Below are 17,456 nucleotides of genomic sequence, written 5' to 3' on the forward strand. Positions count from 1 at the left end.
TCAGTTGCTCCCTTCGGTGGCACGCGCGACGGGTGCGGTAATGGGCGTGCTCGCCTGCAGCGAGGCCGTGGTCATGGAGGAGGCAGCCTTCGCGGCCGCCTTGCGCCGGATGCGGTAGGCAATGAGCGTGTCGCAGGCCAGCAGCGTGAACAGCAGCAGCCCCTGGAACACGCCGGTGAGCGACTTGGGCAGGCCCAGGCGCGACTGCGCCAGTTCGCCGCCGATGTAGAACATGCTCATCAGGATGGCCGAGAAGATCATGCCCACCGGATGCAGCCGCCCGACGAAGGCCACGATGATGGCAGCGAAGCCGTAGCCCGCCGGCACGTAGGGCGTGAGCTGGCCGAGCGGCCCGGCAACTTCGAGCGCGCCGGCCAGTCCGGCCGCGGCGCCCGAGGTCAAAAGCGCCACCCACACCGCGCGCCGCGCCGAGAAGCCCGCATAGCGCGAAGCCGCCGGCGCCAGCCCGCCGACCTGCTGCGCGAAGCCCGCGCGCGTGCGGAACAGGAACACCCACAGCGCCCCCGCCCCCACCAGAGCGATGACGAGGCCGATGGTCACGCGCGAGCCCTTGAACAGTCGCGGGATCTGCGTGACCGCCTCGAAGGTCTTGGTCTGCGGGAAGTTGTAGCCGTGCGGGTCCTTCCAGGGTCCGTAGACCATGTAGCCCAGCAGCAGCGTGGCCACGTAGACCAGCATCAGGCTCACCAGGATCTCGTTGGCGTTGCACCTGTCGCGTAGGAAGGCGACGATGCCCGCCCACACCATGCCGCCGACGATGCCCGCCAGCAGGATGGCCACGACGATCCACTGCCCCGTGTTCTTGTCGGCCAAAAGCGCCACGCCGCCCGCCGCGATCGCGCCGAACACGAACTGCCCCTCGGCGCCGATGTTCCACACGTTGGAGCGGAAGCACACCGCCAGCCCCAGCGCGATGATGAGCAGCGGCGTGGCCTTCACCATCAGCTCGCCGATGGCGTAGCCGCTCTTGATGGGCTCGTAGAAGAACACCAGCAGGCCCTTGACCGGGTCCTTGCCCAGCGCGGCGAAGAGCGCCACGCCGATGAGCACGGTGATCAGCAGCGCCAGGATCGGCGAGGCATAGCTCCAGAAGCGGGACAGCTCCGGACGCGGTTCAAGCTTGAGCATGGGCCGCCTCCAAGGTTTTATTGCCTTCGCCCTGCCACAGGCCACTCATCCACTCGCCGATCTGCTGCAGCGTGGCGGCCGCGCGGTCGATGGAAGGCGACAGCCGCCCCTTGGCGATCACATGCAGCCGGTCGCTGATATTGAACAGTTCGTCGAGTTCCTCGCTGATGACCAGCACGGCGCAGCCCGCGTCGCGCAGCGCGAGGATCTCGACGTGGATCAGCGCGGCCGCGCCCACGTCCACCCCCCAGGTCGGCTGCGAGACGATGAAGAGCTTCGGGTTCGCGTCGATCTCGCGCCCGACGATGAATTTCTGCAGGTTGCCGCCCGAGAGCGAGCGCGCTGCTGCCTTCGGACCTCCTGCCTTGACCTTGAAACGCTCGATGATGGCCTTGGCCTGGCGCTCCAGCGCGCCGGTGCTGATCCATCCGCCCCGGCCCACCGCCTCGCTGCGCGTGAGCAGCAGGTTGTGCGCGAGCCCCAGCGTGGGCACGGCGCCGCGGCCCAGCCGCTCCTCGGGCACGAAATGCAAGCCCAGCGCGCGTCGCGCCCGGGGGCGCAGCCGCCCTGCCGGCTTGTCGAATACGCGCACCATCGGCGCCTCGGCGCGCACGTCCTCGCCCGAGAGCGCGTAGAGCAGTTCCTTCTGGCCGTTGCCCGAAACGCCCGCGATGCCGACGACCTCGCCCGCGCGCACCTCGAAGGAAATGCCGTCGAGATCGACGCCGAACTGGTCCTCGCGCGCCAGCGACAGCCCGTCGACGCGCAGCGCCACCGCGCCCGCGTGCACCGGGCGGTGCTGCAGCGGCGGCGGCTCGCTGCCGATCATCAGCCGCGACAGCGACTGGGTGCTCTCGTTCTGCGGATTGCACACCCCCGTCACCTTGCCGCCGCGCAGCACGGTGCAGGCGCTGCACAGCTCCTGGATCTCGTGCAGCTTGTGGCTGATGTAGAGGATGCTGCAGCCCTCGGAAGACAGTTTCTTCAGCACCGTGAAGAGCTTGATCACCGCCTGCGGCGTCAGCACCGAGGTCGGCTCGTCGAGGATCAGCAGCCTGGGGTTGGTGAGCAGCGCGCGGATGATCTCCACCCGCTGCATCTCGCCCACCGACAGCGTGTGCACCGGGCGCGAGGGGTCGATGTCCAGGCCGTACTCGCTGGCCTTGGCGGTGATGCTGCGCGTGACCTCGGCCAGCTGCAGCGATTTGTCGAGCCCCAGCCAGACGTTCTCGGCCACGGTGAGCGTGTCGAACAGGCTGAAGTGCTGGAACACCATGCTGATGCCCAGCGCCCTCGCCTGCTGCGGGTTGCGCAGGCTGACGGCCTGGCCGTCGAACATCACCGTGCCCTCGTCGGGCTTCACCGAGCCGTAGATGATCTTCATCAGGGTCGACTTGCCGGCGCCGTTCTCGCCGAGCACGGCGTGGATTTCGCCGGGCGCGACGCTCAGGGAGATGTCGCTGTTGGCCACCACCGCGGGATACCGCTTGGTGATGTGAGCGAGCTGGAGTCTGGGGGTTGTCATGCCGGGTTTCGTGGATTTGTCTCGTTCAACAGCAACAAAGCGGGAACGGCCATGAGTCTAATGGCGTCCCCGCGACCATCGGCGCCCGACGGCGCTTCGCTCAGCTCACTGCTTCAGTGCCCGCCGATGTAGGCGAACTTGAAGAGGAACACGGCTGCGATGACCCAGACCATCGCATGCACTTCCCGTGCCCGCCCGGTGCACAGCTTCAGCACCGCATAGGTGATGAAGCCGAAGGCCAGGCCGTTGGCGATCGAGTAGGTGAAGGGCATGGCCAGCGCGGTCACCGCCGCCGGGATGACCTCGGTGGTGTCTTCCCAGTCGAGCTCGACCAGGTCGCGCAGCATCAGGCAGCCCACGAAGAGCAGCGCCGGCGCGGTGGCGTAGGCCGGCACCGAGCCCGCCAGCGGCGAGATCATCAGGCAGGCCAGGAAGAGCAGCGCCACCACCACGGCCGTGAGGCCGGTGCGCCCGCCGGCCTGCACGCCGGCCGCGCTTTCCACGTAGGCCGTGGTGCTCGAGGTGCCGAGCAGCGAGCCCGCGAAGATCGCGCCGCTGTCGGCCAGCAGCGCCTTGTTCATGCGCTCCATCTTGCCCGGTACCAGCAGGCCTGCGCGCTTGGCCACGCCCATCAGCGTGCCGGTGGCGTCGAACATCTCGACCAGGAAGAACACCAGCACCACGTTCAGGATGCCGCCCTTGAGCGCGCCCAGGATGTCCAGCTGCATGAAGGTCGGCGCGATGGACGGCGGCGCGTCGAACACGCCGTGGAACTTGTTGCCGCCGAAGAAGAAGGACAGCACCGTCACCGTGATGATCCCGATCAGGATGGCGCCGCGCACCTTGAGCTTGTCCAGCGCCACGATGATGAGGAAGCCCAGCGTCGCCAGGATCACCGGCGCCGAGTGCAGGTCGCCCAGCGTGACGAAGGTGGCGGGCGATGCGGCCACCACGCCGGCGCTCTTCAGTGCGATGAGCGCCAGGAACATGCCGATGCCCACCGTGATCGCCGTTCGCAGCGACTGCGGTATGCCCTGTATGAAGAGCTCCCGCAGCCCGGTAACCGTGACGATCAGGAACAGGCAGCCCGAGATGAAGACCGCGCCCAGCGCCACCTGCCACGTGTAGCCCATGCCCAGCACCACCACGTAGGAGAAGTAGGCGTTCAGGCCCATGCCCGGCGCCATGGCGATCGGGTAGTTGGCGTACAGGCCCATGATGAGCGTGCCCAGCGCCGCGATCAGGCAGGTGGCCACGAAGACCGCGCCCTTGGGCATGCCCGCGTCGCCGAGGATCGACGGGTTCACGAAGATGATGTAGGCCATCGTCAGGAAGGTGGTCAGCCCCGCGATGACTTCGGTGCGCACCGTGGTGTTGTGCGCATCGAGCTTGAACAGGCGTTCAAGCAGACCCGAGCCGCTTGCGCTGCCCACAGCCGCGCGCGGGCGCGCGGACTCGACATGCCCCGGCGCGCGGGGCTCGGCGCCCTTGGGCGCCTGTTCAAACGTACTCATTTCGCTTGTCTCCAGCTGTTGTAGTGGCGGTTTCATCGTTGCCCCGCTCACGACGCCGGCGCGAACGGGGTTTTCTCAGGGATCCGAGGTTTCAGGTGCGGCGGGCGGGCGCGCCGTGGCGCCTGATATGGCGGAAGCCGGAGGCCGCAGCGACGCCGCCACCTCCTTGATGCATTCGCGCAGCCAGCGCGCCGAGCTCGACGAATGGGTGCGTTCGTGCCAGAGCTGGTAGTACATGAGGCGCGGCAGCGCCACCGGGCAGTCGAGGATCTTCAGCGGCAGCCGCGCAGCGAAGCGCTCGCAGTACTGTCGGCCGGTGGTCAGCACCAGCAGGCTGGAGGCGACCATGTCCGGAATGAGCCCGAAGTGCGCGCAGCGCGCCGTGATGTTGCGCTGCCGGCCCAGCTCGTCGAGCATCTGGTCGATGATGCCGCGCCCCCCCGGGTGCATGGGCGTGGGCGCGATGTGCTCGGCCGCAAGCCAGGTCTCCAGGTCCCAGCCGCGGCGCACCGCCGGATGGTCCTTGTTGACCAGCGAGACCACGTCGTCCCCGAAGAGCCGCGCCATGTGCAGGTCTTCCGGCGGCTTGAGCCAGTTGCCGATCACCAGGTCGACCTGGCCGAGCGCCAGGTGCCCGTGGTAGTCCGAGTCGGGCGTGAGCGCGTGGATCTCGATCTGGCACAGCGGCGCGTCGCGCTTGACCTGCGCCACCAGCATGGGCAGGAAGAGCGGGTCCATGTAGTCGCTGGCCGCGATGCGGAAGGTGGTGGCCGCCGACTGCGGATCGAAGCCGCGCGCATCCGAGAACAGCATCTCCGCCGCGCGCAGGATGCTGGCGGCCGGCTCGATCATGCGCAGCCCCGCGTCGGTCGGCACCATGCCAGAGCCCGATCGCACCAGCAGTGGATCGCCCGAGAGCTCGCGCAGCCGCTTCAGTGCCGCCGACACCGCCGGCTGGTACATGCCCAGCCGGATGGCCGCCCGCGAGACGCTGCGGTCGGTCAGCACGGTGTGAAGCACCCGGATGAGGTGCAGATCGATCTTGTCGAAAAGAGCCTGGTCTCTCATGGCCGCGTGCCTGGTAGTGAGCAATGCGGATGGTTATACGCCGGAAGAAATCGGGCAGCCGAACACAGAAGGCAGACAGAAGTTGCGCAGAAGTCGCGAAAGGGACCGAAGACATTTTTTCGGTTTTCCTTCTGCGACCTTCGCGAAACCTTCGCGTCCTCTGCGTCCGGCTGTCCGCTTTCACGGCGGCCATCACCCCTGCACGGCAGTGATCGCACGCAGGATCGACTCGCTCGTGGCCGGCGCCTTCAGCGGCGGATCGACCCTGTGGCCACCCGCGGCCGACACCGCGTCGCGGATCGCGAAGAACACCGAGAACGGCAGCAGGAGCGGCGGCTCGCCCACGGCCTTGCTGCGGTGGATCGAGTCCTCGAAGTTCTGGCCCTCGAACAGGCGCACGTTGAACACCGGCGGGCAGTCGTTGGCCGTGGGGATCTTGTAGGTGCTGGGCGCGTGCGTGGTGAGCTTGCCGCTTTGCGGATGCCACACCAGCTCCTCGGTGGTGAGCCAGCCCATGCCCTGTATGAACGCGCCCTCGACCTGGCCGATGTCCACCGCCGGATTCAGCGACTTGCCCGCGTCGTGCAGGATGTCGGCGCGCAGCAGCTTCCACTCGCCGGTGAGCGTGTCCACGATCACTTCGCTCACCGCCGCGCCGTAGGCGTAGTAGTAGAACGGGCGGCCCTGCATCTTGTCCTTGTCCCAGCTCAGGCCGGGCGTGGCGTAGAAGCCGTCGGACCACAGCTGCCTGCGGTCGAGGTACGCCTCGCCCACCACGGTGCTGAAGGCCAGCGAGCGGCCGTTGACCTCGACCGTGTCGTTGGCGAAGCGCACTTCGCTCGCCTTGCCGCCGTGGCGCTCGGCCGCGCATTCGGCCAGGCGCTCGCGGATCTGGCGCGCCGCGTCCTGCGCGGCCTTGCCGTTCAGGTCGGCGCCGGTCGATGCGGCCGTGGCCGAGGTGTTGGCCACCTTGGTCGTGTCGGTGGCCGTGACGCGCACGCGCTCGAAGCTCACGCCCAGCTCGTGCGCCACCACCTGGGCCACCTTGGTATTCAGGCCCTGCCCCATCTCGGTGCCGCCGTGGTTCACCAGGATCGAGCCGTCGGTGTACACGTGCACCAGCGCGCCGGCCTGGTTGAAGTGCTTCACGTTGAAGGAGATGCCGAACTTCAGCGGCGCCAGCGCCAGCCCGCGCTTGAGCACCGGGCTCTTCGCGTTGAAGGCGGCGATGTCCTCGCGCCGCGCGCGGTAGTCGCTGCTGGCCTCCAGCTCGGCCACGAGTTCGTGGACGATGTTGTCGGTCACGGTCTGGCGGTACGGCGTGACGTTGTTCTCGGCCTTGCCGTAGAAGTTGATGCGGCGCACGTCGAGCGGATCGCGCTTCAGTTCGCGGGCCACCGAGTCCAGGATGTTCTCGATGGCGATCGCGCCCTGCGGGCCGCCGAAGCCGCGGAAGGCCGTGTTGCTCTGCGTGTTGGTCTTGCCCGAGAAGCCGTGCATGGCCACGTTGGGCAGCCAGTAGGCGTTGTCGAAGTGGCACAGCGCGCGCGTCATCACCGGACCCGAGAGGTCGGCCGAGTGTCCGGCGCGCGAGACCATGGTGATCTCCGCGCCCAGGATGCGGCCCTCGCCGTCGTAGCCCACTTCGTATTCGTACCAGAAGCAGTGGCGGCGGCCCGTGACCATGAAGTCGTCGTCGCGGTCCAGCCGCAGCTTCACCGGGCGCTGCAGCTGGCGCGCCGCGATGGCGGCCACGCAGGCGAAGAGCGCCGACTGCGATTCCTTGCCGCCGAAGCCGCCGCCCATGCGCCGGCATTCGACGTGCACCTCGTTCGACTGCAGGTGCAGCGCATGCGCCACCAGGTGCTGCATCTCGCTCGGATGCTGCGTGGAGCAGTGGATGTGCAGCGCGCCGCCTTCCTTCGGAATGGCGTAGCTGATCTGGCCTTCCAGGTAGAACTGCTCCTGCCCGCCCACGTCGAAGGTGGCCTTGTGGCGGTGCGGCGCCGCGGCGATGGCAGCGCGCACGGCCGCCTCGTCGCCCTGGTTGGCGGCACCGCCGCTGCGCACGATGTGCATCGGCGGCACCACGTACTGGCCGCGCTCGTGCGCGGCCTGCGGCGTGAGCACCGGCGGCTGCGCCTCGATGGTCAGCGCGTCCTTGGCCTTCGCGGCGGCGCGGCGCGCGGCCTCGCGGGTCTCGGCGATCACCGCGAACACCGGCTGGCCGAGGTAGCGGATCTCGCCGCCGTCGTTCACCGGCAGCAGGATGGGGTCGTCGTGGATGATCGAGCCGCAGTCGTTGGTGCCCGGAATGTCGTCGGCCGTGATGACCGCGACCACGCCCGGCATCGCGCGAATGGCGTCCAGCGAGATCGCCGTGACGCGCCCGTTGGCCGCCGGTGAAAGCCCCAGCGCGCAGTGCAGCGTGCCGGCGAGCTCGGGAATGTCGTCGATGTAGGTGGCCTCGCCGGCCACGTGCAGGTGGGCCGACTCGTGCGGGCGGCTGATGCCCACGCGCATGCCGCGCTCGTGCGCCAGCGCTTCTGCGCCCACGTCGATGCGCGCGGCGGTGTTGGCCAGGTAGTCGGCGAAGGCCTCGGCGGGCTGCAGCAGGCGGGCGTCGATGGGTTTGTTCATGTTCAGATTCCTTCCGCCGCCGCGTTGACGGCATGGGGCATCACGCTCCAGACGCTGGTTTCCTCGATCAGCAGCGCGTCCTCCGCCCGCGTTTCGAGCCAGAGGCGCTGGATGAGGTTCTGCGCCACCAGCAGCCGGTAGTCGGCCGATGCGCGCATGTCCGACAGCGGCTTGAAGTCCTGCGCCAGCGCGAGCCTGGCGGTGGCGACGCTGGCCTGCGTCCAGGGCTTGCCGACCAGCGCGGCCTCGGCGTTCGCCGCGCGCTTGACCACGGCGGCCATGCCGCCGAAGGCCAGGCGCACGGCCTTCACCGTGTCGCTGCCCGCCTCGAGCTCGATGGCGAAGCCCGCGCACAGCGCCGAGATGTCGCAGTCGAAGCGCTTGCTGATCTTGTAGGCGCGCACCTGGCGGCGCATCGCGGCGTGCGGAACGACCAGGCCCTGGACGAACTCGCCCGGCTGGAGCTGGTTCTTCATGTAGTCCAGGTAGAACTCGGGCAGCGGCATGCGGCGCACCACATCGCCTCGGCGCAGTTCGATCTGCGCATCGAGCGACATCAGCACCGGCGGCGAATCGCCGATGGGCGAGCCGTTGGCCACGTTGCCGCCCATGGTGCCGGCATGCCGGATCGGGGGCGAGGCGAAGCGCAGCCACACCTCGGCCAGGCTGGGCACGCGCTCCACCAGCGCCGCGAAGGCGGACTCGAGCGAGGCGCCGGCGCCGATGTAGAGCTCGCCGCCGTTGTCCTTGCGGTCCTCGATGGTCTTCAGCTCGGCCACGTCGCCCACGTAGATGATGTCGCCCAGGTCGCGGAACTGCTTGTTGACCCACAGGCCAACGTCGGTGGAGCCGGCCAGCAGCTGCGCGCGCGGCTTCTGTTCGCGCAGGGCGGCGAGCTGGGCCAGGGTCTTCGGGGCGTGGAAATGGTCGATGCGCGCGCCCAGCGGCGCGGCGTAGTCGAAGCCCTCGTTCTTCAGCGCGGTGAGCGCGGCGATCACGGGTTGGGTGTCGAGGCGCACGGCGGGCAGGTCGAACATGCGCTGGCCTGCGTCGAGGATGGGGCGGTAGCCGGTGCAGCGGCACAGGTTGCCCGAGAGCTCGTCGGCCAGCTGCTGGCGGGTGGGCTGGGTGCCGCCAGCCTGGTGGTGCTCGTAGCTGGCCCACAGCGACATCACGAAGCCGGGCGTGCAGAAGCCGCACTGGGAGCCATGGCAGTCGACCATCGCCTGCTGCACGGGGTGCAGCGTGTGCACCGGGTGCTTGCCGTTGCTGCCGCTCTGTGTCTTCGGCAGGCACTGCGCCTGCGCCTTGAGGTCTTCGACGGTGAACAGGGCCTTGCCGTGCAGCGTGGGCAGGAACTGGATGCAGGCATTGACGGTCTGCAGGCTCAGGCCGTCGACGGTGCCGGGAGCCTGGGGGTCGGCGGCCAGCTCGCCGATGACGACGGTGCAGGCGCCGCAGTCGCCTTCGTTGCAGCCTTCCTTGGTGCCGGTGCAGCGGGCGTCCTCGCGCAGCCAGTCGAGCACGGAACGGGTCGGATGGACGCCGGTGACGTCGACGATCTTTCCGCGATGGAAGAAGCGGATCGGTTGAATCTTGCTGCTGCTGTCGGTGCTCATGCTTTTGGGGCTCGTGGGCGACCCGTCATGGGTCAGTCATGGACGTTAGCGGCTTGTCCGGCGTCTTGCATACGCAGGTGCCCATAACGCGTATGTGGGGGCCGGTATGCCACGTACGGGGAAACCCTTGCGTGGGGGTTGCAATTCCCGGGCCACCGGGGGATTTTCGGATGGCCCCGGGCGAGGTTCAGCGCTGCGCGATGGCCACCCAGGCAGTGGCCACCAGCGTCGAACCCGCCACCGCGAGCAGCCCGCCGACCAGCCACTTGAGCGTGCGCGGCTGCAGCTTGTTGGGCAGGCGGTGATGCAGCCGCGTCACGCCGTAGACCACCGGCATCGCGCAGCCGGCCAGCAGCGCCGAATGCCACGAGAAGTGCCCCGTGGGCACCACGATCATCAGCCGCACCAGCGAGTTGAAGGCGAACATCAGCAAGAGCGCGCGGCGCACCAGCTCGCGATCCAGCGGCTGGCGGTACATGTGGAACACGATGGGCGGCCCCGAACTGGAGAAGAGCCCGCCCAGCACGCCCGACAGCCCGCCGATGACGGCGAAGCTCGCGCGCCCCGACACCACCGGCAGCGGCTTCGCCTGCAGCACCAGCAGCACCGCGCAGCCCAGGATCGACACGCCCAGCAGCCCGCGCAGCCAGTCGACCGCGCCACCGCTGAGCCAGGTCAGCAGCATCAGGCCGACGATCACGCCCACGGTGCTGCCGTTGAGCGCCGGCTTCATCAGCTGCCAGGGCACCACGCCGGGCCGGGCGCGGAAGTAGGTCCAGGCATTGATCAGGCTCAGCACGGTGGCTGCGTTGGCCGTGTCGCTCACGCTGGCGACGTGCAGCACCGACACCAGCCCGAGCAGGATCAGGCTGAACGCGAAGCCGGTGAGGTTCTGCGCGTAGGTGGCAAGGGCCACGCAGGCCATGAAGACCAGCACGGGGCCGGCCTGGGAAAGAATCGCTTGCACGGGCTGCTCGCTCAGAGTGCGGCGGCAGGCGCGGAACGGAAACGGGAGGCGTGGGGGAAGAAAGCGGGAGACGGAACGGACATTCGGAGGCAATCGGGGGGCAACTGAAGGCGCGGGCAGCAAGGAAGGGCGCCTGCCCAAGAATAACCGCGCCCCCGATCCGGGGCCCGCTCACGGTTTCTCGGAGAAGAGCTCCGTGATGACCTGCCTGAGCCAGCGGTTGCCCGGATCGGCCTCGAAGCGCTTGCTCCAGTGCAGCGACACGGTGAAGTCGCGCAGCGGAAACGGCGGCTCCACGATGGCGTAGCCGCCCTCCTGCGCGAAGCCGCGCGCGATGTTGCGCGGCATCACCACCGCGAGGTCGGTCGCGCGCACGATGGCCGGCAGCACCATGAAATGCTCCGTTGTCAGCCGCAGCCGGTCTTCCAGGTTCAGCAACTGCAGGATGCGCAGCGTCTCGGCGTGCGTGCGCACCGCCACGTAGTCGAGCTCCTGCAGGGCCTCCAGCAGCGCCTGCCCGCTGCGCCTGCGCTTCACGAAGGGATGGTCCTTGCGCAGCAGCACGATGTAGCGGTCCTTCAGCAGCTGGGCGCGCTGGGTGTCCTTCACGCCGGGCAGGAAGCCGAAGGCGAAGTCGACCTTGCCGCTGTCGAGGCCGGCCGCCACGTCGCCCGGCGCCAGCGGCATGGTCTCCAGCCGTACCCCCGGCGACAGCTCGCGCAGCCGCGCCATCAGCGCCGGCAGGAAGCGGCCCTCGCCGATGTCGCTCATGTGGATGCGGAAGGTCTTGCGCGACACCTGGGGCTCGAAGCGGTCGGGCTCGTGCAGCGCCTCTTCCAGCGTGCTCAGCGCCGCCTGCACCGCCACCGCGAGCCGGTCGGCGCGCGGCGTGGGGGCCACGCCGCCGGGGGCGCGGGTGAAGAGCGCGTCCGCCAGCAGCAGCCGAAGCCGCCCCAGCCCGTGGCTGGCCGCCGGCTGCGTGAGGCCTAGGGACTCGGCCGCGCGGCTCACGTTGCGCTCGCGGTAGACCGCGTCGAAGAGCCGCAGCAGGTTGAGATCGAGCGCGTCCATATGCATGCCATTCATATTACTTAGCTCGATCATTTTATTGAGCATGGCGGCGGCGCCACGCACACTGGCGGGCGCTGTCCGGATCGCCCCTCGAAAGGCGCCGGCCGGCGCCCCACGACAAGAAGGAGACGAGACATGGCCCCGATTCGTGCACTCCGCGCGTTCCGCGCGCACGCGGCGCTCGCCGCCCTGCTCTGCACCGCCGTTACCGCCGCCGCGCAACAGCCGCCGGCCGAAGAACCTGGCTGGGCCAAGGGCCGGCCGAAGACCGAGGCGGCCACGCGCATGGCACCGGTGCCCTCCTTCCCCATTCCGACAGCGCCCGACCAGCTGCCCACGGCCAAGTTCAAGCTGCCGCCGGGCTTCAAGGTCGAGACCTGGGCCTCGGGCGTGCTCGACGCGCGCGAGCTGCGCCAGGGCGCCAAGGGCACGGTGTTCGTGAGCACGCTCTTCGTGGGCAACAAGGTCTACGCCATCGCCGAGAAGGGCGACCGCAAGCCCAAGACCATCATCGACAAGACCGAGTTCGCCACCGGCATCGAGTTCGACAAGGGCGCGCTCTACCTCGCCACGCACAAGCAGATCCTTCGCTACGACGGCATCGAGGACAAGCTCGACAACCCCGGCGCGCCGGTGGTGCTCAACGACAAGCTGCCCGGCGGGCAGGACCACAGCTGGCGCTACCTGCGCATGCACGAAGGCAAGCTCTACTACGCCGTGGGCGCGCCCTGCAACCTGTGCGAACCCGACGACGCGCATGCGCGCATCTTCCGCATGAACCCCGACGGCAGTGGCATCGAGACCGTGGCGCGCGGCGTGCGCAACACGGTGGGCTTCGACTTCGACCCCAAGACCGGCAACCTCTGGTTCACCGACAACGGCCGCGACTGGCTCAGCGAAGACCTGCCCAACGACGAGCTGAACGTGGTCACCAGGCCCGACCAGCACTTCGGCTACCCGTACTGCCACCAGGGCAACATCCTCGACTCGGAATTCGGCTGGGGCAAGAGCTGCAGCGACTACCAGAAGCCCGCCGCACTGCTCGGCCCGCACGCCGCCGCGCTGGGCCTGACCTTCTACAACGGGAAGATGTTCCCGGCCAGGTACCGCGGCGCCATGTTCATCGCGCGCCACGGCCCGTGGAACCGCACCGTCAAGTACGCCGACATCGCCGTCGCCTGGCCCGACGGCAAGGGTGGCGCGAAGGTGGAGCCCTTCATGACCGGCTTCGTCGAGAACAACAACTACCTCGGCCGCCCGGTCGACTTCCTGGTGCTGAAGGACGGCTCGATGCTCGTGAGCGACGACCACGCCGGCGCCATCTACCGCATCAGCTACGGTGGCCGATGACACCTGCGAGCCTTCTCTTCCGATGCGCGGTGGCGGCAATGACCGTGGCAGCGGCGGCATCGCCGGCCGGTGCGCAGGGCACCAAGGGCAGCGTCTACGCCCAGCGCTACGCCGAGCTGTGCGCCTCGTGCCACGGCGCCAACGGCCGTAGCGACATGGCGGGCACGCCGGTGCTCGCCGGGCAGCATTCGTTCTACGCCATCACGCAGCTCTACCTGTTCCGCGAAGGACGGCGCGACAACCCCGCGATGAGCGCGGTGGCCAAGACCATGAAGGACGAGGACCTGCGCGGTTTCTCGGACTTCATCGCCACCCTGCCCGCCGTGCCCGCGCCGCCGCCGGCCACGCCGCCCGACGCGGCGCGCATGGCACGCGGCCAGGCACTGGCGCAGGAGAACCGCTGCCTGCTGTGCCATGGCGCCGACCTGGCCGGCGGGCAGCAGGTGCCGCGCATCGCGCAGCAGCACGAGGACTACCTGCAGCTGACCCTGCAGGGCTTCCGCACGGGCAAGCGCCCGGGCTACACGCAGGCCATGAGCGAGGCGGTGGGCCGCATGTCGCCTGAAGACCTGGACACCCTTGCCTACTACGTGGCGCGCTTCCCCGGCGCCGCCGCAAAGCCGACTTCTTCGCCCCCCAGATAGACGCCATCACCCGACGTGCGGCACCCGCAGGACGAGCGCGGTGCGGGCACGGCTCACCCCGAATCCCGAACAACCCCCTCAACATCGGAGCCGAATCTCTTGGAAGTTTCATTCAGCAAGGAAGTGGAAATGCTGCGCCTCGGCGCGGGCGACACCTTTCACGGCGAGGGCATCCTCGCGATCACCAAGGGCCTGCTGCAGTCGGGCGTGGCGTATGTGGGCGGCTACCAGGGCGCGCCGGTGTCGCACCTGCTCGACGTGATGGTCCAGGGCAAGGCCTACATGGACGAACTGGGCGTGCACGTCGAGGCCTGCTCCAACGAAGCCTCGGCCGCCGCCATGCTCGGCGCCTCCATCCACTACCCGCTGCGCGGCGCGGTGACGTGGAAGTCGATCGTCGGCACCAACGTGGCGGCGGACGCACTGTCGAACCTGTCGTCGCCGGGCGTGACCGGCGGCGTGCTCATCGTGGTGGGCGAGGACTACGGCGAAGGCGCCAGCGTGATCCAGGAACGCACGCATGCCTACGCGCTCAAGTCGAGCATGTGCCTGCTCGACCCGAGGCCCGATCTCGGCGTGATGGTGCGCATGGTCGAGGAAGGCTTCCGCCTCTCGGAAAGCTCGAACATGCCCTGCCTGATGGAGCTGCGCATCCGCACCTGCCACGTGCGCGGCAGCTTCGAGTGCAAGGACAACGTCGCGCCCACCGTCTCCACGCGCTCGCTGATGGAGGAGCCCGCCGGCTTCGACTACATGCGCCTCGCGCATCCGCCCGTCACCTTCAGGCACGAGAAGCTCAAGGGCGATGCGCGCATCCCGGCCGCGCGCAGCTACATCGCCGAGCACGGCCTCAACGAGCTGATGCCCGGGCGGCGCCATGCCGACCTCGGCATCGTGGTGCAGGGCGGGCTCTACAACGCGCTGATCCGCAGCCTGCAGCAGCAGGGCCTGGCCGACGCCTTCGGCGAGACGGACATCCCGATCCTGGTGCTCAACGTGACCTACCCGCTGGTGCCCGCGCAGGTCGCCGACTTCTGCGTAGGCAAACGCGCGGTGCTGGTAGTGGAAGAAGGCCAGCCCGAGTACATCGAGCAGGACATCGCCACGCTGCTGCGCCGGCGCGACATCCAGACGCCGCTGCACGGCAAGGACATGCTGCCCCCGGCGGGCGAGTACGGCGTGGAGGTGCTCTCGGCGGGCATCGGCGCGTTCGCCGCGAAGTACATCGAGCCGGACGAGGCCTCGCACTCGGCGCAAGCCTGGCTGGCAGGCAACCGCGAACGCCGCGAGGCCGTGGCGCGCAGTCTGAGTTCTCCGCTGCCCAACCGGCCGCCGAGCTTCTGCGTCGGCTGCCCCGAGCGGCCGGTGTTCTCCGCGCTCAAGCTGGCGCAGCAGGAGACCGGGCCGGTGCACGTGGCCGCCGACATCGGCTGCCATGCCTTCGGCACCTTCGAGCCTTTCTCGATGGGCCATTCCATCCTCGGCTATGGCATGAGCCTCGCGAGCCGCGCGGGCGTGGCGCCGATGATGAACCGGCGCACCCTGTCGATCATGGGCGACGGCGGCTTCTGGCACAACGGCCTGCTCACCGGCGTGCAGAGCGCGCTCTTCAACGGCGACGACGCGGTGCTGCTGATCTTCAAGAACGGCTACACCTCGGCCACCGGCACGCAGGACATCATCTCCACGCCGGACGACGAGATCAAGGAACGCGCCGAGGACAAGCAGCAGAGCCTGGTCGACAAGAACCAGACCATCGAGGCCACGCTCAAGGGCCTGGGCGTGCAGTGGATGCGCACCGTGACCACCTACGACGTGGAGCGCATGCGCCGCACGCTCACCGAGGCGCTCACCAGCGACTTCGACGGCCTGAAGGTGGTGATCGCCGAGGGCGAATGCCAGCTGGAGCGGCAGCGCCGAATCAAGCCGTGGATCTCAAGCCTGCTGAAGAAGGGCGAGCGCGTGGTGCGCGTGAAGTACGGCGTGGACGAGGACGTATGCAACGGCGACCACGCCTGCATCCGCCTGTCGGGCTGCCCCACGCTCACGCTGCGCGACAACCCCGATCCGCTGAAGGTGGACCCGGTCGCCACCGTCATCGACGGCTGCGTGGGCTGCGGCCTGTGCGGCGCGAATGCGCACGCGGCCACGCTGTGCCCGAGCTTCTACCGGGCCGAGGTGGTGCAGAACCCGAAGTGGCATGAGCGGCTTCTTCACGGCCTGCGCGGCGCCTTCGTTCGCGCACTGCAACCGGCATGAGGGGCGAGGAAACCATGGAACAGAACCGCCCCATCACATTGCTCGTCTGCGCCCTCGGCGGCGAAGGCGGCGGCGTGCTCACCGAATGGCTGGTCGACACCGCGCGCCATGCCGGCTACGCGGCGCAGAGCACGTCCATTCCCGGCGTGGCGCAGCGCACCGGCGCCACCACCTACTACATCGAAGTGTTCCCCGTGCCGCTCGCGCAGCTCGGCGGGCGCCGCCCGGTGTTCAGCCTGAGCCCCGTGCCGGGCGCGCTGGATGCCATCGTCTCCTCGGAGCTGCTGGAAACCGCGCGCCAGATCGGCAACGGCATGAGCGCGCCGCAGCGCACGCTGGTCATCAGTTCGTCGGCGCGCATCCTCACCACCGCCGAGCGCATGGTGCCCGGCGACGGCCGCGCCGACGCGCAGCGGCTGCTCGACGTGGTGAAGGCCTTCAGCCGCGAGCACCATGTGTTCGACATGAACGCCATCGCGCGCGACAGCGGCACGGTGGTCAGCGCGGTGATGCTCGGCGCCATCGCGGGCAGCGGGCTGTTCCCGTTCCCGCGCGAGGCCTACGAGCACGTCGTTCGCGGCGGCGACACCAGCGCGCCCGAGAAGCTCAGCAAGATGGCCGCCGCCAGCCTGCGCGGCTTCGCCTCGGCCTTCGACGCGGTGAACGCCCCGCGCGCGCAGGCCGCCTTCGTCAGCAGCGTGATGGCCGGCGACACCAACGACGCGCCGCCGCCCCCCGCGGCCCTGCCCTCCGACCTGGCACGGCGCTTTCCGCCGGCCGTGCACGACATGCTCGCGCTGGGCCATGCCCGCGTGCTCGATTACCAGGACGCCGCCTACGCATCGCTCTACGCCGAGCGGCTGGGCCGCCTGCTCGATGCCGAACGCGCCGCCGATCCGGCCGGCGCGCGGGGCTTCGCCATCACCCGCGAGGCCGCGCGCTGGCTCGCACTGTGGATGGCCTTCGACGACATCGTGCGGGTGGCCGCGCTCAAGGGCCGCGCCAGCCGCGCGCAGCGCGTGCGGCGCGAGGTGCGCGCCGGCAAGGAAGACATCGTGAAGGTCTACGACCACTTCAAGCCCGGCGCGGCCGAGTTCGCGGCGCTGCTGCCGCCCTCGCTCTCGCGCCGCGTCACGGCCTGGGACCGGGGCCGCCAGTCGCGCGGCCTCGCGCCGTGGGCGCTGCCGCTGAAGGTGGGCAGCCACTCGGTGCTGGGCATGGCCTCGCTGCGGCTGCTGGCCTCGCTGCGCTGGCTGCGCCGCCTGGGCAGCCGCTTCGCGCAGGAGCAGGCACTCATCGAACGCTGGCTCAAGGCCGTGGAAGCAGGCACGCGCGAGACCTGGGCGCTGGGCCACGAGCTGGCGCTGTGCGGACGGCTCATCAAGGGCTACGGCAGCACCAACGAGCGCGGCAAGCACAACCTGCTGCATGTGATCGACGAACTCGCCGGCCGCAACACCCTGCCCGCCCCCGCGCGCGCCACGGCCATCGCGGCGGCGCGCGAAGCGGCACTGGCCGACGAGGGCGGCAAGGCGCTCGACGCCACGCTGGCCGCGCACGGCGCCGCGCCGCGACCGGTGCAGGCGCAGCCGATCCGCTGGATGAAGCGCCCCCCGTCGGTCAAGGCCTGACCGGACGCAGCGAAATACA

General features: G+C 69.3%; 12 protein-coding genes. 4 read left to right on the forward strand and 8 right to left on the reverse strand.

All coding sequences use genetic code 11. From position 1 onward, the window contains the following. The 8 genes from ABL843_RS22545 to ABL843_RS22580 form a co-directional block, all read right to left on the reverse strand. On the reverse strand, positions 1-1,149 hold the full coding sequence (locus ABL843_RS22545; protein WP_369661306.1) for an ABC transporter permease: 1,149 nt from the start codon (positions 1,147-1,149) through the stop codon (positions 1-3). Continuing rightward, positions 1,136-2,674 carry an ABC transporter ATP-binding protein gene (locus ABL843_RS22550; protein WP_418117388.1) on the reverse strand — a complete coding sequence of 513 codons (1,539 nt, stop codon included), beginning with the start codon at positions 2,672-2,674 and terminating at the stop codon, positions 1,136-1,138. Before ABL843_RS22550 ends, ABL843_RS22545 begins: the two co-directional genes overlap by 14 nt. 113 nt (positions 2,675-2,787) lie before the next feature. After that, positions 2,788-4,188, reverse strand: a complete 1,401-nt coding sequence (locus tag ABL843_RS22555) for an NCS2 family permease (RefSeq protein WP_126024316.1) — start codon at positions 4,186-4,188, stop codon at positions 2,788-2,790. A gap of 75 nt (positions 4,189-4,263) precedes the next feature. Further along, the gene (locus ABL843_RS22560) at positions 4,264-5,256 is read right to left on the reverse strand and encodes a LysR family transcriptional regulator (protein ID WP_126024315.1); all 993 of its coding nucleotides are present in this window, start codon (positions 5,254-5,256) and stop codon (positions 4,264-4,266) included. A 192-nt stretch (positions 5,257-5,448) separates the two neighbouring features. Beyond that, entirely contained in the window at positions 5,449-7,896 is a 2,448-nt protein-coding gene (xdhB, locus tag ABL843_RS22565) for a xanthine dehydrogenase molybdopterin binding subunit (protein ID WP_418117389.1), read from the reverse strand. Between the two features lie 2 nt (positions 7,897-7,898). After that, positions 7,899-9,515: a xanthine dehydrogenase small subunit gene (gene xdhA / locus ABL843_RS22570; protein ID WP_418117390.1), complete on the reverse strand. Its 1,617-nt coding sequence runs from the start codon at positions 9,513-9,515 to the stop codon at positions 7,899-7,901. A gap of 187 nt (positions 9,516-9,702) precedes the next feature. Then, positions 9,703-10,482 (reverse strand): TSUP family transporter, encoded by a 780-nt coding sequence (locus tag ABL843_RS22575; RefSeq protein ID WP_418117391.1) that lies wholly within the window; start codon positions 10,480-10,482, stop codon positions 9,703-9,705. Positions 10,483-10,653: 171 nt separating this feature from the next. Continuing rightward, a complete protein-coding gene (locus ABL843_RS22580) occupies positions 10,654-11,568 on the reverse strand; it encodes a LysR family transcriptional regulator (protein ID WP_418117392.1) in 915 nt (304 codons plus the stop codon). 120 nt (positions 11,569-11,688) lie between these two features. Here ABL843_RS22580 and ABL843_RS22585 point away from each other — a divergent pair, with 120 nt between their 5' ends. The 4 genes from ABL843_RS22585 (at position 11,689) to ABL843_RS22600 (ending at position 17,437) form a co-directional block, all read left to right on the forward strand. Next, positions 11,689-12,903, forward strand: coding sequence for a PQQ-dependent sugar dehydrogenase (locus tag ABL843_RS22585; protein ID WP_206169551.1), 1,215 nt, complete (start codon positions 11,689-11,691; stop codon positions 12,901-12,903). Positions 12,904-12,941: 38 nt separating this feature from the next. Continuing rightward, positions 12,942-13,547, forward strand: a complete 606-nt coding sequence (locus ABL843_RS22590; RefSeq protein WP_369661299.1) for a c-type cytochrome — start codon at positions 12,942-12,944, stop codon at positions 13,545-13,547. Positions 13,548-13,646: 99 nt separating this feature from the next. Beyond that, positions 13,647-15,806, forward strand: coding sequence for a thiamine pyrophosphate-dependent enzyme (locus ABL843_RS22595; protein WP_418117393.1), 2,160 nt, complete (start codon positions 13,647-13,649; stop codon positions 15,804-15,806). Positions 15,807-15,820: 14 nt separating this feature from the next. Beyond that, positions 15,821-17,437: an indolepyruvate oxidoreductase subunit beta family protein gene (locus ABL843_RS22600; RefSeq protein ID WP_418117394.1), complete on the forward strand. Its 1,617-nt coding sequence runs from the start codon at positions 15,821-15,823 to the stop codon at positions 17,435-17,437. Positions 17,438-17,456 lie beyond the last annotated feature (19 nt).

Origin of the sequence: Variovorax sp. 350MFTsu5.1 (assembly GCF_048302515.1) — a bacterium.
Classification (GTDB): Bacteria; Pseudomonadota; Gammaproteobacteria; order Burkholderiales; family Burkholderiaceae_C; genus Variovorax; species Variovorax guangxiensis.